Raw genomic sequence first — 16248 nt, forward strand, 5'->3', positions numbered from 1 at the left:
CACACCGATGGAGAGGGAGGCACACCATGGAACGACGTTCCGACCAGCCCCCGGCGGACGGGGCCGCGGGCGCCCCGAGCGTCGCCCGGATGTACGACTTCTACGTGGGGGGAGACCACAGCCATGACCCCGACCGCGAAGCCGCGAGCGCCGCGCTGCGGGCCCTGCCCGGCCTGGACATCGCCATCCGCGCCAACCGGGCCTTCCTGCGGCGCGCGGTGCGGCACGCCGCCGAGCGCGGCATCACCCAGTTCCTGGACATCGGTTCCGGCTACCTGGTCGACGGTCCCGGGAACATCCACGACGTGGCCCGGCGCGTCAGGCCCGACGCCCGCGTGGCGTACGTCGAGTTGGATCCCGAGGGGGTGGCGCACAACCGGGCCATCCTGGGGGACGACCCCGCCGCGGTCGCCGTGCGGGGGGACTTCCTCAAGCCGCACGACGTCCTCGCGGACCCGGACGTCCGGGCCCTCCTCGACTTCGACGAGCCGCTGGCGCTGACGCTCGCGGCCGTCCTCCACTTCATCGACGACAAGGACGACCCCCGGGCGAAGGTCGCCGAACTCCGCGACGCCATGGCCCCCGGCAGCGTCCTGATCGTGTCCCACGCCTACGTCCGGCCGGACGACGCGGGTACGACCTCCGACGCGATCCAAGGGGTGTACCAGGGCTTCGGCAGCAGTCTGCAGAACCGCGGCCCCGCCGAGACCGGCCGCTTCTTCGACGGTTTCACCCTGCTGGAGCCCGGCCTGACCGGAATGGCCGACTGGCGCCCCGACGAGGGCACCGAGACGGACCACCCCATGACCCACAGCGGTGTGGTCGGCATGGGCGTCAAGGACTGACCACCCGACCTCCTCCCCCACTCGCAACGGCTCTCCCACCTCAAGGAGTCTCCCCCGATGCCTCACACACCCGCCCCGGACCAGACCTCCGGTCACGACGTCATCGTCGTGGGCAACGGTGCCCTCGGCTCGTCCGCCGCCGTGGAACTGGCCCGCCGCGGCGCCTCGGTCGCCCTGATCGGCCGCACGCACCGCCCGTACGCCGCGTCGACGGCGGCCGGCGCCATGCTCGGCTGCTTCGGCGAGGTGACCACCGCGCTGGTGGACAACGAGTACGGCCGGCTCAAGTTCGACCTCGACCTCAAGGCGAAGGACATCTGGCCCGAGTGGCTGGAGGGCATCTCCGGCGGGTCGTCCGACGGCCGCGACATCCTCACCGCGACCGGCACCACCGTCCTGCTCAACAGCGTCGGCACGGCGGGCATCGACAGCGGGAACTTCCACGCGATCCGCTCGATGCTCGAGAAGCACGACGAGCCCTACGAAACGGTCGACCCGGCCGACGTCGCCTGGCTCGACCCCGACCCCAACTCCCGCCCCCTGCAGGCCCTGCACATCCCCTCCGAGCACGCCGTGGACTCCGGCCGCCTGCTGCTGCGGCTCGAGCGGACGGCGCGGGACCTCGGCGTCACCCTCGTGGACGGCCACGCCGCCTCCGTGATCAGCGAGGGCGGCCGGGCGTGCGGCGTGGTGCTGGACAACGGCGAACGGCTCCTGGCGGGACAGGTGCTCCTGGCAGGCGGGGTGGGCACGCAGGACCTGGTGGACTCCGTACCGGGGCTCGGCGACTGCATCCCCCGGCTCGTCGCCGGCTACGGGGTCTCCGCCCTCGTCACCACCCAGGACGGGACGCAGCCCGACTCCGTGATCAGGACCCCCAACCGCGCCTTCGCGTGCGGCCTGCACATCGTGCCGCGCGGCGCGGGACGCGTCTACGTCGGCGCGACCAACATCGTCAGTCCGCGCCCGCTGGCCGACCCGGTGATGCGGGACATCCTGTTCCTGCTCGAATGCTCCCACCGCCAGACCCGCCGCAACCTGTGGACCAGCACGGTCGTCGGCGTGAACGTGGGCAACCGGCCCATCTCCCTCGACGGGTTCCCGCTGCTCGGGGAGACGCCCCTGAGCGGTCTGTGGATGATGACCGGCACCTACCGGGACGGGCTGTTCCTGTCCCCCCTGCTCGCCCAGGAGTTCGGCCGGCGGATGTCGGGCGAGACCCCGCAGCTGGACCTGGACCCCTTCACCCCCGAGCGGCCGCCGCTGCAGGGCGTGTCACGGCGGGCCATCGTCGACACGACGGTGGAGCACACCCTGGCCACCGGGTACGAACAGCACTGGCAGGTCCCCACCGACTGGCAGGAGTTCTTCGACGTCGCCCTCAAGCCCACCTACGACGCCTGGGCGGAGGAACTCGACCCGGAGTTCACCCCGCAGCCCGACCTGCTGGCCGCCTCGCGGACGGAACCGCTGTTGACGAAGTGGCTGCGCGCCTACTACGACAACTGCCGTGCCAGGTTCCCCCAGGCGGCGCGGCGCCCGCGGTCGGCCGGCGATCTGATCGACGACGCGGCCGGGCTCCTCGCCGCGGCCCGGGTCCCGGAGCCGCGTGCCGACGCCCTGGCCCTCGCCGCGCACGCGATGCCCGGTCACGACCAGGACGGCGGCGCCGACGAGCCGCTGCCCGAGAAGGAGAGCGAGGCGTTCCGGTCGCTGGTGGCCCGCCGCGCCGAACGGGAGCCGCTGGAGTACCTCGTCGGCCGGGCCCGCTTCTTCGACCTGGAGCTGGAGGTCGGCGAAGGCGCCTACATCCCCAGGAGGCGTACCGAGGCCATGGTCACCGAGGCTCTCGCCCGCTGCACCGCCGAGCGCCCCCGGGTGGTCGACCTGTGCACCGGCTCCGGGGCGGTCGCCCTGGCCGTCGGCGCCCTGCGCCCCGGCTCGACCGTCACCGGCGTGGACAACTCCGCCTCCGCCCTCCGGTGGGCCGAACGGAACAGGAGCGGCCTGGCCCCGCGCGTCGGCTCCGACGTCGACTTCGTCGAGGGCGACGTCACCGACGAGCGGCTCCTCACGGACCTCGGCGGCCGCGTCGACCTCGTCACGGCCGTCCCGCCGAACGTACCCGACCGCATCCAGCTCGTGCCGGAACTGTCGGACCACCAGCCCAGGGCCGCCGTCCGCGGCGGCTGGGACGGACTCGACACGGTGCGCTCGGTGGTCACGGCGGCGGCACGCCTGCTCACCCCCGGCGGCGTGCTGGCGGTGGAGCACCACGACGCCCTCGCGGACGCCGTCGCCGACCTCGTCCGCGACGCCGGTTTCACGTCGGTCACCAGCCACACCGACGGTGACGGGCACCCCCGGTTCCTGATCGCCCGCCGCGCGTCGGCCTGACATCGCGACCTCGCCCGGGCAGAGTAATGCCCGGGCGGGCGCGCCGAGTTGACCAGCTCCGTCGCCCGCCCCGGTCACGAACGCCACCCCCGCCGGCGCGGCCCCGCGCCGCCCGGCCCCGCACGGAGGGAAAGACCCCACTGATGCACGACACGTCCTTACGGGCGACGAAACGGGAGTGGATCGGCCTGGCCGTGCTGACCCTTCCGTCGATGCTGGTCACGATGGACCTGACCCTGCTGCACCTGGCGATCCCCCAGATCGGCGCGGACCTGGGCCCGAGCAGTTCCCAACTGCTCTGGATCACCGACATCTACGGGTTCGCGATCGCCGGTTTCCTCATCACGATGGGCACCCTGGGCGACCGGGTGGGCCGTCGGCGCCTGCTGCTGCTCGGAGCCGCCGCCTTCGCCGTGGCGTCGGTGCTCACGGCGTACGCCTGGACGCCGGAGATGCTGATCGTCGCACGGGCCCTGCTGGGTGTGGCGGGAGCGAGCCTCGCACCCTCCACCCTGTCGCTGGTGCGCCACATGTTCCCGGTGCCCGCGCAGCGCACCACCGCCGTCACCATCTGGTCGAGCAGCTTCATGCTCGGCGGGGCCCTCGGGCCCGTGGTGGGCGGGGTGCTCCTGCAGTACTTCTGGTGGGGCTCGGTCTTCCTGCTGGCCGTCCCGGTGATGGTCCTGCTGCTCGTCCTCGGGCCCCTCCTCCTGCCCGAGTACCGCAATCCGCAGGGCGGGCGCGTCGACTTCACCAGCTCGGTGCTGTCGATGGTCGCCGTGCTGTCCGTGATCTACGGCTTCAAGGAGATGGCCAAGCACGGTCCGGAGCCCGTCTCCGCCGCGGCCGTCGTGGTCGGCGCGGTCGTCGGCTTCGTCTTCGTCCGGCGTCAGCGCGGCCTGGCGCACCCCCTGCTCGACATCCGGCTGTTCGCCGACCGGGCCTTCAGCGCGTCGCTGATGACGCTGCTCGTGACCGTGATGTTCCTGATGGGCCTGCAGTTCCTCATCGCGCAGTTCCTGCAGAGCGCGCTGGGGCTCTCCCCGCTCCGCACCGGCATGTGGATCTTCCCCGCCGTGGTCGCCGGCATGATCGCCGCGCTGGCGGCCTCCACCCTCATGGGCAGGGTGCCCCCGGCCCATCTGTTCGGGGCGGGCATGGCGCTGGCGGCCGTGGGCTTCGCCGTCCTCTGGGGCGTGTCGGCGGACACCGGTCCCGGCCTCGTCCTGACGGCCTCCGTCCTCATGTTCGCCGGTCTGGCCCCGATCTCCGCCCTGGGCACCGACATGGTCGTCGGCAGCGCCCCGCCCGAACGCGCCGGGCCCTCGGCGGCCCTCTCGGAGACCTGCATCGAGTTCGGCGGCGCCCTCGGCATCGCGGTGGTGGGGAGCCTCGCCACCGTCGTCTACCGCGCCGGCATGGCCGACGCGTACCCCGGGGGCACGCCCGCCGGAGCGGCCGGTGCGGACGACACGCTGGCCGCGGCGCTGGAGGGCGCGGCGCGCCTGCCGGGAGAGGCGGGCACGGCCCTGGCGGACGCCGCTCGTGAGGCGTTCGCCCGCGGCCTGCAGGTCAACGCCTTCGTGGCCGCGCCCCTGATGCTCGCGTTGGCGGTGGGCGCCGTCCTGCTGCTGCGGGGAGTGAAGCCGGCAGCGCACGAGGAACAGGAGGAGGGTGCCGCTCCCGCCCCGGCGCACACCCCTGGAGCGGAAGCCCGGGACCACGCCCCGAGCACGGGTGACGGCGTGTGACGGGAGCGCCGGGGAAGGTCGGCACCCCGCTTCCCGGAGCGCACCCGTCTCCGCCGGGATCGCCGGCCGCGGTCAGGGACTTCTGACGGGCCGGTGGGGGCGGGCCGGGTCGCGGGCGGCGCCATGGGGGCGTCGCCCGGGACACCTCCGTGCGGCGGACGGGGGTACGCGGCTGCCGCACATCGGACACGCCTTGCGGCGCCGCACCCCGCGGGGTGCGGCGCCGCAAGGCGTGTCCGTCGGCCGCGCGCCTGCGCGCGCCGCGTCGCCGTTCCCGACCGGCGCCGGGGCGGCCGGCGGCGGTCCGCGGGGGCGAACGGGGCGTCTGGCGAGGGGCGGCGGCCCGCCGTCAGTCGACGGGCGCGACGCGGATCAGGTTGCCGTCCGGATCCGCGACGACGAACGTGCGTCCGAACACCTCGTCGCTCGGCCGGCTGACCACGCGGACGCCCTTCGCCTCCCACTGCTCGAACCGCCGGTCGATCGCTTCGGGGCCGCCGGGCAGCGTGAGACAGACCTCGCTGGTGCGCCGCACCGACGGCGTCAGGTCGTCGATCCGCCCGCTCCAGAGCGCGAGCTCCGCATCCTCGCCCAGGCTGAAGGCGATGTACGCGGGGTGCTGGAAGGTCGGCTTGATCTCCAGGAGGTCCGCGTAGAAGTCGGCTGCCGCGGGCGCGTCGTTGACGTAGACGATGAAGACGATCGAGGGCGACATCACTCACTCCTTGGGGGTGGGTCTCACGGGACGACTGGAGTGTGCCGCTCATTCCTGACAGGTTCCGTCATGTTTCCCGAGCTTTTCGATCTCCCGGCCGTACGCGCCCGCCTCCCTCCGTGGCGCCCGTGCGGTTCCGTGCGTCCCGTGCGGAGGGATCGGGGCGGCGGGGGTGCGGGGCCGGACGCCGGGGTCGGTGGTCCCGGCTCGCGCGCTCCGTACCGGGCCGGGGGGCCCTGACCGCCGGGACCTTGGTCCCGCGTCGTGCCTGCGCGCGACCCGGGGCGGTCCTCGGACTGCTACACCAGGGGGAGCCTGCCCTGCGGCAGCGTCACCTCTCCCCCCTTTTCCTCAGGAGCGTCATGCTGTCTGCCGAGTCGGCCGCGCTGATCCGGGCCACCCTGCCTGCCGTCGGCGGGGCCCTGGACGAGATAACCACCCGCTTCTACGCCACGATGTTCGCCGAGCGCCCGGAGCTGCTGGACGGCATGTTCAACCGCGGGAACCAGGCCAGCGGGGCGCAGCGCCGGGCACTGGCCGGATCCATCGCCGCCTTCGCCGGTGCGCTGCTGGCCGACCCCGACACCCGCCCGGACGCCCTGCTCGCCCGCATCGCCCACAAGCACGTGGCCGTCGGCGTCACCGAAGACCAGTACACGATCGTGCACAAGTACCTGTTCGCCGCCATCGTGGACGTCCTCGGCGAGGCGGTCACCCCGGACGTCGCGGCGGCCTGGGACGAGGTCTACTGGCTGATGGCCGGCGCCCTCGTCGCCCAGGAGGCGCGCCTCTACCTCGAAGCCCAGGTGCGCCCCGGGCACCCCTGGCGGCGGTGGACGGTCGTCGAACGCCGCGAGGAGACCCCCGACACCGCCTCCTTCCTGCTGCGGCCCTCCGACGGCGCCCCCGCCCCGCGCGCCCGGGCCGGGCAGTACGTCAGCGTGCGCGTGCGGATGCCCGACGGCGTGCACCAGCTGCGTCAGTACAGCCTCTCCTCGGCCCCCGGCGACGAGACGCGCCGGATCACCGTCAAGCGCGTGCGGGGCGACGGCGCACCCGAGGGCGAGGTGTCGAACCTGCTGCACCGTACGGTCGGGGTCGGTGCCGAGCTCACCCTTTCCGCCCCCTTCGGCGACGTCGTGCTGGACGACGGGGACGCGCCGCTGCTGCTGGTCTCCGCCGGTATCGGCTGCACCCCGATGGTCGCCATGCTGGAGCACCTCGCGGCCACCGGGTCCGCCCGCCCGGTCACGGTCCTGCACGCCGACCGCTCACCCGCCGACCACGCGCTGCGCGCCGACACCCGGCGGCTGATCGGCACGCTGCCCGATGCGCGCGCCACGTTCTGGTACGAGCGGGACGCGGTGGACGAGCCCGGCTCGCGGACGGGGCGGATGGACCTCGCCGGGCTGGAGCCGGCCGCCGGCGCGAGCGTGTACCTGTGCGGTCCGCTCCCGTTCATGCGCGAGGCCAGGGCACAGCTGCTGCGGAGCGGTGTCCCCGCGCGCGCCATCCGCTACGAGGTCTTCGGCCCCGACCTGTGGCTGGCCGACGCCGCTGCCTGACGGTCCACCCGCGGCCGCCCCAGGCGTGGACCAGCGGTGTGTACCACCAGTACATTCGCCTTGTGATCGCCTGGGTGAAGGCCGCGGGGACCGCCGCGGTCACCTTCCTGCTCTGTCAGCCGCTCTGGGCCCCGCAGTGGGGGCGCGGACTCCTCGGCGAGGTCGGGGGGCTGGGCGTGCCCGTCGCGCTCGCCGTCGTCCTGGTCTTCCTGGGGCTGGTCGCGCTCTACTGCCGGGCGCTCCAGCGGATGCTGGAGCGCGTACGGCCCGGCGCCGCCGAGCGGAGCCCCGCGTCCGTGTGGTGGATGTTCGCGATCCCGTACAACTTCACCGAGGACTTCTTCATCGTGCACGCCGGCGCCAGGTCACTGGCCGCCGACGGCCGGGTGGATCGCCGGTTCGTCCGGCGGTGGGCGGTGCTCGGCCACGGCTGGTGCGCCTTCCAGATCCTGTCGCTCTTCCCCGGCGCGGCCGGGTACGTCGGCGGAGCGGTCGCGGTCCCCCTGTGGGTGGCGCACTGGGGTCTGACGGCCCGGGCCGGCCGTACGCTCACGCCCGTACGGCCGCCGGCCGCCCCCTCACCCACCGTCGCCGGTTAGGCACGCCCATGCCCCTGCCCCGCTTCCACCGGCTGCCCTCCGACACCCAGGCGGCCCTCCTCGCCGTGGCCCGCGCGCACTTCGCCCGGGCCGGGAGGGACGCGGCCTCCTTCAACCGGATCATCGCCGAGGCGGGCATCTCCAAGACGTCCGCCTATCACTACTTCGACGGCAAGGAGGACCTGTTCGACGCGGTGGTCGGCGACGCCGCCCGCCGGACGCTCGCCGCCCTCGGCCCGTGGACGGAGGTCGCCACGGCGGGCGAGCTGTGGGCGCAGCTGGCGGAAGGGGCCTCCCGGCTCGCGGAGCACCTGCGCACCCACCCCGACGACCGGGCCGTACTGGCCGCGGGCCGGGGCCTGGAGCACGCCGACGACTCCTGGATCCACCGTCTCGTCGACAACGGCCTGCGCGTCGGGGTGATCGACCCCGGGCCGAGCGCCGAGCTGCTCACCATGGTGACGGTGGCGGTCTTCACGGCCGTGGACGAGTGGACCCTCGCCCACCCGGACCGTGCGGACGGTGGCGTGACCCAGGCCCTCACCGCGTACCTGGCAAGGCTGTGGCAGACGCCGCCGCCCGCCGGGGGCGCGGGCGTCGACCCGAGGTAGTCAGCACCACTCCGAGCCCTGCCGGTCAGCCGTGATGGACACGTCGAGGAGACCTCCGTCCGTCTCGCCCACCGTCAGATACGCGGTCGTGCCGCCCAGCTCCTTGCCGAGACAGCCGGACACGGGATCACCCGCGGCCACGGTCCGCTGCCGCCAGCCGTCCGCCTCGGCCGCCTCGCGGTAGCGGCGCAGTGCGGCCTCCGCGGGACCGCCGTAGCGGTACGTCCTCCCCGCCCACACGAAGAGGTCGTCGTCGTCGCACCCCTCGTACGTGTCGACCCGCTCCGCCCCGCGCGCGGGCGCGACCGCCAGCACCGCCTCGCGGGCCATCGTCCGGGCGAGGCGGTGCTCCGCCTCGCCGCATCCGTGGACGGTCACGAAGTACACCGCCGGCAGCGCCACCAGCAGCAGCGCCGGCACGGCCGCACCGACGCCCAGCCACACCCACCGCCTCGTCCTCACCCTGGTCACACCGCCGCAACCTGGCGCACGCCGCGGAGGGGCAGTCGACCAGCCCTGCCCGTCCCCTGCCGCGGCGGTGGCGGCGGCGCGTGCGCGCACCCGAGGGGCCCGCGCGACGCCCGCGCGCCACCCGGCCCACCGATCGACTGATCGTCAGATTGGATTGACAATCGTTTTCATCTGGGCAATGCTGCTCACGCCCCGCGCCCCTCCGCACCGTCCTGCGGCCGTGTGGCGCGGGGTCCGTCACGTGAGCCCTGGGAGCAGCATGTCGATCTTCCGTAACCGTCGAGAGTTCCTCGCCCTGACCGGCGCGACCGCCGGCGGTCTGGCCCTGACCGCGTGCGGTGGCGGTGGCGCGGGCTCCGGGGAGGGGGCCGCGGGTGGGGGCAAGGGGGAGCCCCGGCGCGGCGGCCGGTTCCGGGCCCTGTTCACCGGCGGCGGCGAGCAGGAGACCATCGATCCGCACGCGGAGGCCCTGGCCATCGACATGGCCCGCACCAAGGCCCTGTTCGACCGGCTCGTGGAGCTCGACGCCGGGATGAAGCCCGTGCCGCGCCTCGCCGAGAAGTGGGAGTCCAACGCCGACGCCACCGTATGGCGCTTCACCCTGCGCAAGGCGCTGTTCCACGACGGGAAGGCCCTCACCCCCGAGGACGTCCTCTTCACCTTCGCCCGCGTCCTCGACCCCAAGGCGACCGACCACTTCGCGCAGGGCATGCTCTCCGTCATCGACCTCGGCAAGAGCCGCGGCGTGGGCAAGAACGTCGTCGAGGTGGCGCTGAAGCGGCCCGCCGCCGAGTTCCCGGCCCTCCTCGGCACCCTGGGCACGGCCGTCGTCAGCGCCCGGTACGCCGACCCGGCCAAGCCCGTGGGGACGGGGGCGTTCCGGCTGACGTCGTTCCAGGCGGGCCGCTCCTTCGCCGCGACCCGCTTCGACGACCACTGGGACGGCGGCGCGTACGTCGACGAGCTGCGGATCCTGTCCGCCGACGCCGACGCCCGGGGCAACGCCCTGCGGGCCGGGGAGGCGGAGTTCGGCTACGAGATGACGCCGACCTTCGCCCGGACCGTCCAGGCCGACAGGGCCGTACGGATCCTGGCCGCCAAGGGCAGCACCGCCCACGCCCTCGTGATGAAGTGCGACCAGGAGCCCTTCGACGACCCCCGGGTCACCCTGGCCCTCAAGCTGCTCGCCGACCGCGAGAAGCTCGTGCAGGTCGTCCTCGCCGGCCAGGGCGTCGTCGGCAACGACATGTTCGGCAAGGGCTACCAGTACTACCCCGGGGACGTCCCCCAGCGCACGCGTGACGTCGACGAGGCGCGCACCCTGCTCAAGAAGGCCGGTGCGCTCAACAGGACGCTGTCCATCTACACCTCGTCGGTGGCCAACGGCTTCGTGGAGGCCGCGACCCTCTTCGCCGAGCAGGCCGCCGACGCCGGCCTGCGGGTGAAGGTGACCACCGGGCCTTCGGAGACGTACTTCAAGGACCAGCTCGCCAAGGGCGTCATGGGCAGCCACCGCTCCGGTGCGATGACCATCCCCAACTACATCAACGACCGGCTGCTCAGCACGTCCGCGTTCAACGCCTCGGCGTGGCGCCGCAAGGACTTCGACGCGACGTTCGCCAAGGCCCAGTCCACCACCGACACGGCCGAACGCACCGCCCTGTACGGAGCCTTGCAGCGCACCGTGCACGACGAGGGCGGTCTGCTCGTGTGGGGCCACCCGGACTGGCTGAACGCCGTCTCGTCGCGGGTCCGCGGCATGGAGGCGGCCCCGCCCAACACCCTGCACTCCGCCCGCTTCGACAAGGTGTGGCTGGCCTGACGATGCGTGGGTACGCTCTGCAGCGGCTCGCCCTGGGCGTCGGCCAACTCGCGCTCCTGGCGGTGCTGGTCTTCGTCCTGACCGCCCTCCTGCCGGGTGACGCGGCCGACGTCCGCAACGACGAGGACGCCACCGACGCGCAGGTCGCGGCGTTGCGCGAGCAACTAGGCCTGGACCGGCCCGCGGTGGAACGGTTCACCGACTGGGCGGCGGGACTGGCGACCGGCGACCTCGGCACCTCCCTGGTCAGCGGCGGTCCGGTACGCGACATCCTCGCCGACACCGTGGGCACGACCCTGGTGCTCGGAGCGGTGACACTCGCCGTCGTGCTGCCGCTCGCCCTGCTGCTCGGGGTCGCGTCCGGGCTGCGGGAGGGCGGGCGCCTGGACCGGGCCGTCTCCTCCGTCACCCTGGCGCTCAACGCCGTACCGGACTTCGTGCTGGCGCTGCTGCTCGTCGCCGGCCTGTCCCTCAAGCTCGGCCTGCTGCCCGCCACGTGGGTGGGCGTCGGGACGGCGGACCTGTTCGCCGAACCGACGCTGCTGGTCCTGCCGGTCACGGTGGTGGCCGCCCGCATGGTGTGCCTGCTCTCCCGCCAGGTGCGCGCGGGCGTGGTCTCCGTGCTCGGCGCGGGGTACGTCGCCCAGGCCCGGCGCCTGGGCGTGCCCCGCCGGACGCTGCTGCTGCGCCACCTCCTGCCCAACGCGGCGATCCCCGGCATCCAGGAGCTGGCACGCGTGGGCGACAACCTCGTCGGCGGTGTGCTGATCGTCGAGGCGGTCTTCGCCGTGCCCGGCGTGGCCACCGCCCTCGTGCGGGCGGTCGAGGCGCGGGACGTACCCACCGTGCAGGGCCTCGCCCTGGTGGTCGCGGCCGCGGCGCTGCTGTTCAGCCTCGCGGCGGACCTGGTCTGCCATCGCCTCGTGCCACGGACGGAGGTCCTGCGGTGAAGCCGTCGAAGCGGCGGCCCGGCCCCCTGGGCGCCCTCGGGGCGTCGGTCGGCGCCGTCCTCGTCGCCCTGCCCCTGGGCGTGGCCGTGCTGGGGCCGCTGTTCGCCGACGCCCCCGCCCCCGGGCTGGCCGCCCCGTACGCGGCGCGTGACGTCGAGCACCTCCTCGGGACGGACGCCCTGGGCCGCGACGTGCTGGCCCTGTTGCTGCACGGGGGGCGCAGCGCGCTCGGCATGGCCCTGGGCGCGGTCGCCCTCGCCTACCTGGTGGGCGGGCTGGCCGGACTGGTGGCGGCGTCGGCCCGCCGGCGGTGGCTGGACGAGTTGCTGATCCGGCCCCTCGACGTGCTGCTCCCGCTGCCCACGCTCCTGGTGATCAGCGTGGTAGCGGTGGGCTGGCGGGGTTCCCCGGTCGCCATCGCGCTTGCGGTCGCCGCCGTGAACGTCCCGCCCGTGGCCCGGCTGGTCCGGGCGGCGGCGCTGGACGCGGCGAGCGGTCCCGTCGCCGAGGCCCTGCGGCTGCAGGGCGAGTCCTGGGCCCGCGTCCAGTTCGGTCTCGTCGCGCGGTCGGTGCTCGCGCCGGTCGCCGCCGACATCGGCACGCGGGTCACCCTCGCGGTGTTCCTGGTCGGTTCGGCGAACTTCCTCGGCCTCGGGCTGGACCCGACGGCGCCCGACTGGGCGGTGAGCATCGCGCGCGGGCGTGAGGGCCTGCTGCTCCAGCCGTGGGCCGTGCTGGCGCCGGCCGCGATGCTCGTCCTGTTCACCGTGGGGCTCAATCTGTTCGCCGACCGTCTGCTGGCCCGTTCCCGGCACCGTACGCAGGAGGCCGTCCGATGACCGCGCTCGTCACCGTCCGCGGGTTGACCGCACACGCCGGGGGCTCGGTGCTGCTCGACGCGGCCGACTTCGACCTGGACGAGGGGCGCGTCACCGCGCTCGTCGGCCCGTCGGGCAGCGGCAAGACCACCGCGGCCCTGTCGCTCCTGGGCGAGGCGGGGCCGGGCGTGCGGCTGAGCGGCCGGGTCCGCGTCGGCGGGGTCACCGTCGTGGACGAGCGGGGGCCGACCGCGGAGGCGGCCTCGGTACTCGGGCGCGTCGTCGCGTACATGCCCCAGCACCCGGGGAGCGCGCTGAACCCGGCGCGCCGCACGGGCCCGGTCCTCGCCGAACTGGCGCGGCTGCACCGCCCGGAGACCGCGCCGCCGGTCGCGGTGGCCGAGGCCCTCCAGGCCGCCCAGCTCCCCCCGGGGCGGGACGTCGTACGGCGCTTCCCGCACCAGTTCTCCGGCGGGCAGCGCCAGCGCGTGGCGCTCGCCCAGACGCTGGTGTGCCGGCCCCGCGTCCTGGTCCTCGACGAGCCGAGCACCGGACTCGACACGGTGGCGCGGATGCGGCTGGCGGACGAACTGGCCTCGCTCACCCGCCGGGGGCTCGGCATCCTGCTGCTCAGCCACGACCACGACCTGGTGCGGGCCCTCGCCCACCGGGTGGTCGTCCTGGAGCGGGGCAGGGTGACGGCCTCGGGGACCCCCGCGGAGGCCCTGCCCGCCCGGCCCCGGCCGGGGACCGTACGCCACGTCCCCACGGCCCCCGACCGGCCTCCCGTCCTGGAGGTGCGCGGGCTCTCCGCGCACCTGCGCGGCCGTGGCCGCGATCCGGTCCTGCGCTCCGTGGACCTGCGCCTGCCGGCCGGGGCCTGCGTGGGGGTCGCCGGACTGTCCGGCAGCGGCAAGACGACCCTGGCACGCTGTGTGGCCGGCCTGCACGAACGGCACCGCGGACACGTGCTCCTGGACGGTGTGGCCCTGCCCGTGCTGCGGCGGCGCACCCGCGAGCAGAAGCGGCGCGTGCAGTACGTGTGGCAGGAGGTGCGGGGTTCCTTCGACGAGCGGCGCCCCGTCGTCGAGCAGGTGGCCCGTACCGCCGTACGGCTCCGCGGCCTCGCGCCCGGCGACGCGCGCGCCGAGGCGCTGCGGCTGCTGAGCCGTCTGGGGCTCGACGGGGCGAGTGCCGCACGGCGGCCCGCCGGCCTGTCCGGTGGCGAGCTGCAGCGGGCGGCCCTGGCACGGGCGGTCATCGCGACGCCCGACGTCCTGGTCTGCGACGAGATCACCACGGCTCTGGACCCGGCCGCCACCGCGGCCGTCCTCGCCGAGCTCGCGCGGCTGCGCGAGGAGCACGGCACCGCGCTCCTCTGGGTCAGCCACGACCTCGCGCTCCTCGCCGGGGTCGCCCACCACGTCGTCGTCGTCGACGACGGGCACGTCGTCGAGACCGGCCCGCCCGACGACGTGCTGCGCGCGCCCCGGGCCACGCTCACCCGGCGGCTCGTCAGCGCCATGGACCTGGGCACGGGGCGGGCGGACACGGGTACGGCCGACCAGGGTCGGCCCCACACCCCTGCGCCCCACGGGGGCCCGCCCCACATGGCTCCCCCGGACACGGGCCCCACGGACACGGACCCGGCCCACACGGACCCGACCCACACGGACCCGACCCACACGGACCCGAGCGACACGGACCCGAGCGACACGGACCCGAGCGACACGGACCCGAGCGACACGGACCCGAGCGACACGGGTCTGACCGCGCCGACCGCGTCCGGTGCCTGAGCACACGCACGTCCCTTCCCATCCGACGACCACGGAGGACCCATGACCGACCGGCCCGCAGCCGGCACCGCAGCGTCCCGGACCGACGTCCGCGCCCTGCTGGACTCGCTCCCCGACACGCTGCCCGGAGACGAGATCCTCGCCCTGAACAGCGCCCAGTCCGACATCCACACCGAGCGGACGTACGACTACAACGGCTGGACGTTCACCCTGCCGCCGGGGGTCTTCAAGCCGGGCGACACCAGCCGCATCGTCCACGACCGCCTGCTGGACGGCACGATCCCCGTCAGGGGCCGCTCGTACGCGGCGATGGGCGTCGGCCTGGGCGTCGAGGCCGTGATCGCCGGCACCCTGGGGGCGCGGGAGGTCTACGCGGTCGACGTCCACCCGGACAGCGTGGCCGCGGCCGCCGGGCACTACGCGCGGATCGTCGGGGACCGGTCGGACACCGTCTTCCGGCCGCTGGTGTCGAACCTCTTCGAGGAGTTCCCGGACTCCGCCCGGCTGGACGTCGTCACGTTCAACCCGCCGGCGGTCTCCAGGCGGACGAGCGACGACCCGACGGTGGTGCGCAACGTCTGCGTGGGCGCCGAGATCGTCCTGCGCTTCTTCGACCAGATCGTGACCCGCGACCTGCTCGCGCCGGACGGCGAGATCCACCTGATCGTCTCCAACACCGCCGAGCTGAAGCGGATCGTCGCCCACGCCGTCGACGCCGGCTTCCGCCCCGTCGTGCTGCACCGCCAGACGTGGGAGGGCGACAACTGCCAGGCGTACCTGTTCAAGCTCATCCGGCACGACGCCGTCTGACGGGGAGGACGAGGACATGCACGAGCACATAGCCGAGGCGGTCAAGGAGCCGGACGTGGTGGCGGTCCCGCCGGGAGCGGTCTGTCTGCGGTTCGAGACGATGAAGCTGTACTCGGCACTCGGCGCGGTGCGCCACCTGCTGGAGACCGGGCAGGTGAAGCCCGGCGACACGCTCGTCGACAGCTCCAGCGGCATCTACGCCCACGCGCTCGCCCTGGCCTGCCACCGGTACGGCCTGAACTGCCACGTCGTCGGCTCCACCACGGTGGACCGCACCCTGCGCGTCCAGTTGGAGATCCTCGGCGCCACCCTGGAACAGGTCCGGCCGTCCAAGAACCTGCGCCTGGACCAGAACCTCCGCGTCGAGCGGATCGGCGAGCTGCTGCGCGAGAACCCGCACTACCACTGGATGCGCCAGTACCACGACTCCATCCACTACCTCGGGTACCGCGACGTCGCCGACCTGATCCGCAAGGAGGTCCCCGAGGGCCCCCTGTCGCTCGTCGGAGGCGTCGGCACCGGCGCGTCCACCGGCGCCATCGCCACCTATCTGCGCGAGGCGGGCCGTGACGTGACGCTCGTCGGCGTCCAGCCGTTCGGCAGCGTCACCTTCGGCGCGGAGCACGTCTCCGACCCCGACATGATCATCGCCGGCATCGGCAGCTCCATCCCGTTCCACAACGTCCGGCACGACCTGTACGACCGCATCCACTGGGTCAACTTCGACTACGCCATGTCCGGCGCCGTCGAACTCCTGCGCGCCAGCGGCATCTTCGCCGGCCTGTCCGCCGGCGCCGCGTACCTCGCGACCCTCTGGGAGCGCGAACGCGACACCGACAGGACGTACGTCTTCCTCGCCGCCGACACCGGACACCGCTACGTCGACAGCGCCTACGCCCACCACTCCGACGCCCGCGGGCTCGGCGCCATGCGTCCGCACGAGGTGACGACGCAGGACCAGCTCAGGCACCCGTGGTCGGCCATGGACTGGCCGCCGGCCGACAGCGCGCTGCTGCGTGGCGCGCCCGCCCTGGTGGCGGAGACGGCCTAGCGTCCGTCGCGAGGCGGAGCGGATCAGTCCGCTTCCCCCCACCGCGA

The 16248-nt window shown here is 74.2% G+C and carries 14 protein-coding genes; 12 read left to right on the forward strand and 2 right to left on the reverse strand.

All coding sequences use genetic code 11. The features are described 5' to 3' along the window. Positions 1 to 26 precede the first annotated feature (26 nt). The 3 genes from ACF053_RS03040 (at position 27) to ACF053_RS03050 (ending at position 4993) form a co-directional block, all read left to right on the forward strand. Positions 27 to 845: an SAM-dependent methyltransferase gene (locus ACF053_RS03040; RefSeq protein ID WP_391952178.1), complete on the forward strand. Its 819-nt coding sequence runs from the start codon at positions 27 to 29 to the stop codon at positions 843 to 845. Positions 846 to 902: 57 nt separating this feature from the next. Further along, entirely contained in the window at positions 903 to 3242 is a 2340-nt protein-coding gene (locus ACF053_RS03045; RefSeq protein ID WP_391952179.1) for an FAD-dependent oxidoreductase, read from the forward strand. Positions 3243 to 3385: 143 nt separating this feature from the next. Beyond that, entirely contained in the window at positions 3386 to 4993 is a 1608-nt protein-coding gene (locus ACF053_RS03050) for an MFS transporter (protein ID WP_391952180.1), read from the forward strand. A gap of 349 nt (positions 4994 to 5342) precedes the next feature. Here the strand turns inward: ACF053_RS03050 and ACF053_RS03055 are convergent, their stop codons facing one another. After that, positions 5343 to 5708 carry a VOC family protein gene (locus ACF053_RS03055; protein WP_391952181.1) on the reverse strand — a complete coding sequence of 122 codons (366 nt, stop codon included), beginning with the start codon at positions 5706 to 5708 and terminating at the stop codon, positions 5343 to 5345. Positions 5709 to 6070: 362 nt separating this feature from the next. Between ACF053_RS03055 and ACF053_RS03060 the strand changes: the two genes are divergently transcribed. From ACF053_RS03060 to ACF053_RS03070, 3 genes are all read left to right on the forward strand, one after another. Beyond that, positions 6071 to 7273 (forward strand): globin domain-containing protein, encoded by a 1203-nt coding sequence (locus ACF053_RS03060; protein ID WP_391952182.1) that lies wholly within the window; start codon positions 6071 to 6073, stop codon positions 7271 to 7273. Between the two features lie 62 nt (positions 7274 to 7335). Continuing rightward, a complete protein-coding gene (locus ACF053_RS03065; RefSeq protein ID WP_391952183.1) occupies positions 7336 to 7872 on the forward strand; it encodes a hypothetical protein in 537 nt (178 codons plus the stop codon). Between the two features lie 8 nt (positions 7873 to 7880). Beyond that, a complete protein-coding gene (locus ACF053_RS03070) occupies positions 7881 to 8483 on the forward strand; it encodes a TetR/AcrR family transcriptional regulator (RefSeq protein ID WP_391952184.1) in 603 nt (200 codons plus the stop codon). Here ACF053_RS03070 and ACF053_RS03075 read toward each other — a convergent pair whose 3' ends face one another. Continuing rightward, a complete protein-coding gene (locus tag ACF053_RS03075) occupies positions 8484 to 8954 on the reverse strand; it encodes a hypothetical protein (RefSeq protein ID WP_391952185.1) in 471 nt (156 codons plus the stop codon). Between the two features lie 259 nt (positions 8955 to 9213). Between ACF053_RS03075 and ACF053_RS03080 the strand changes: the two genes are divergently transcribed. The 6 genes from ACF053_RS03080 to ACF053_RS03105 are packed head-to-tail and all read left to right on the forward strand — an operon-like array spanning position 9214 to position 16201. Next, positions 9214 to 10776 carry an ABC transporter substrate-binding protein gene (locus tag ACF053_RS03080; RefSeq protein ID WP_391952186.1) on the forward strand — a complete coding sequence of 521 codons (1563 nt, stop codon included), beginning with the start codon at positions 9214 to 9216 and terminating at the stop codon, positions 10774 to 10776. Between the two features lie 2 nt (positions 10777 to 10778). Further along, positions 10779 to 11726 (forward strand): ABC transporter permease, encoded by a 948-nt coding sequence (locus ACF053_RS03085; protein ID WP_391952187.1) that lies wholly within the window; start codon positions 10779 to 10781, stop codon positions 11724 to 11726. After that, positions 11723 to 12565 (forward strand): ABC transporter permease, encoded by an 843-nt coding sequence (locus tag ACF053_RS03090; protein WP_391952188.1) that lies wholly within the window; start codon positions 11723 to 11725, stop codon positions 12563 to 12565. The genes ACF053_RS03085 and ACF053_RS03090 overlap by 4 nt, the downstream gene beginning before the upstream one ends. Next, positions 12562 to 14340, forward strand: a complete 1779-nt coding sequence (locus ACF053_RS03095) for an ABC transporter ATP-binding protein (RefSeq protein ID WP_391952189.1) — start codon at positions 12562 to 12564, stop codon at positions 14338 to 14340. The genes ACF053_RS03090 and ACF053_RS03095 overlap by 4 nt, the downstream gene beginning before the upstream one ends. A gap of 42 nt (positions 14341 to 14382) precedes the next feature. Then, positions 14383 to 15150 (forward strand): methyltransferase, encoded by a 768-nt coding sequence (locus tag ACF053_RS03100; protein WP_391952190.1) that lies wholly within the window; start codon positions 14383 to 14385, stop codon positions 15148 to 15150. A 16-nt stretch (positions 15151 to 15166) separates the two neighbouring features. Then, positions 15167 to 16201, forward strand: coding sequence for a pyridoxal-phosphate dependent enzyme (locus tag ACF053_RS03105; protein ID WP_391952191.1), 1035 nt, complete (start codon positions 15167 to 15169; stop codon positions 16199 to 16201). Positions 16202 to 16248: the final 47 nt, after the last annotated feature.

The sequence above is a fragment of the Streptomyces kanasensis genome, from assembly GCF_043077165.1.
Lineage (GTDB): Bacteria > Actinomycetota > Actinomycetes > Streptomycetales > Streptomycetaceae > Streptomyces > Streptomyces changanensis.

What these genes read in the sequence shown, in the direction of transcription:
- ACF053_RS03060 (WP_391952182.1), top strand. Translation starts at nt 6,071, where the DNA reads ATGCTGTCTGCCGAGTCGGCCGCGCTGATCCGGGCCACCCTGCCTGCC.
- ACF053_RS03070 (WP_391952184.1), top strand. Translation starts at nt 7,881, where the DNA reads ATGCCCCTGCCCCGCTTCCACCGGCTGCCCTCCGACACCCAGGCGGCC.
- ACF053_RS03100 (WP_391952190.1), top strand. Translation starts at nt 14,383, where the DNA reads ATGACCGACCGGCCCGCAGCCGGCACCGCAGCGTCCCGGACCGACGTC.
- ACF053_RS03055 (WP_391952181.1), bottom strand. Translation starts at nt 5,708, where the DNA reads ATGTCGCCCTCGATCGTCTTCATCGTCTACGTCAACGACGCGCCCGCG.
- ACF053_RS03040 (WP_391952178.1), top strand. Translation starts at nt 27, where the DNA reads ATGGAACGACGTTCCGACCAGCCCCCGGCGGACGGGGCCGCGGGCGCC.
- ACF053_RS03080 (WP_391952186.1), top strand. Translation starts at nt 9,214, where the DNA reads ATGTCGATCTTCCGTAACCGTCGAGAGTTCCTCGCCCTGACCGGCGCG.
- ACF053_RS03085 (WP_391952187.1), top strand. Translation starts at nt 10,779, where the DNA reads ATGCGTGGGTACGCTCTGCAGCGGCTCGCCCTGGGCGTCGGCCAACTC.
- ACF053_RS03105 (WP_391952191.1), top strand. Translation starts at nt 15,167, where the DNA reads ATGCACGAGCACATAGCCGAGGCGGTCAAGGAGCCGGACGTGGTGGCG.
- ACF053_RS03095 (WP_391952189.1), top strand. Translation starts at nt 12,562, where the DNA reads ATGACCGCGCTCGTCACCGTCCGCGGGTTGACCGCACACGCCGGGGGC.
- ACF053_RS03050 (WP_391952180.1), top strand. Translation starts at nt 3,386, where the DNA reads ATGCACGACACGTCCTTACGGGCGACGAAACGGGAGTGGATCGGCCTG.
- ACF053_RS03045 (WP_391952179.1), top strand. Translation starts at nt 903, where the DNA reads ATGCCTCACACACCCGCCCCGGACCAGACCTCCGGTCACGACGTCATC.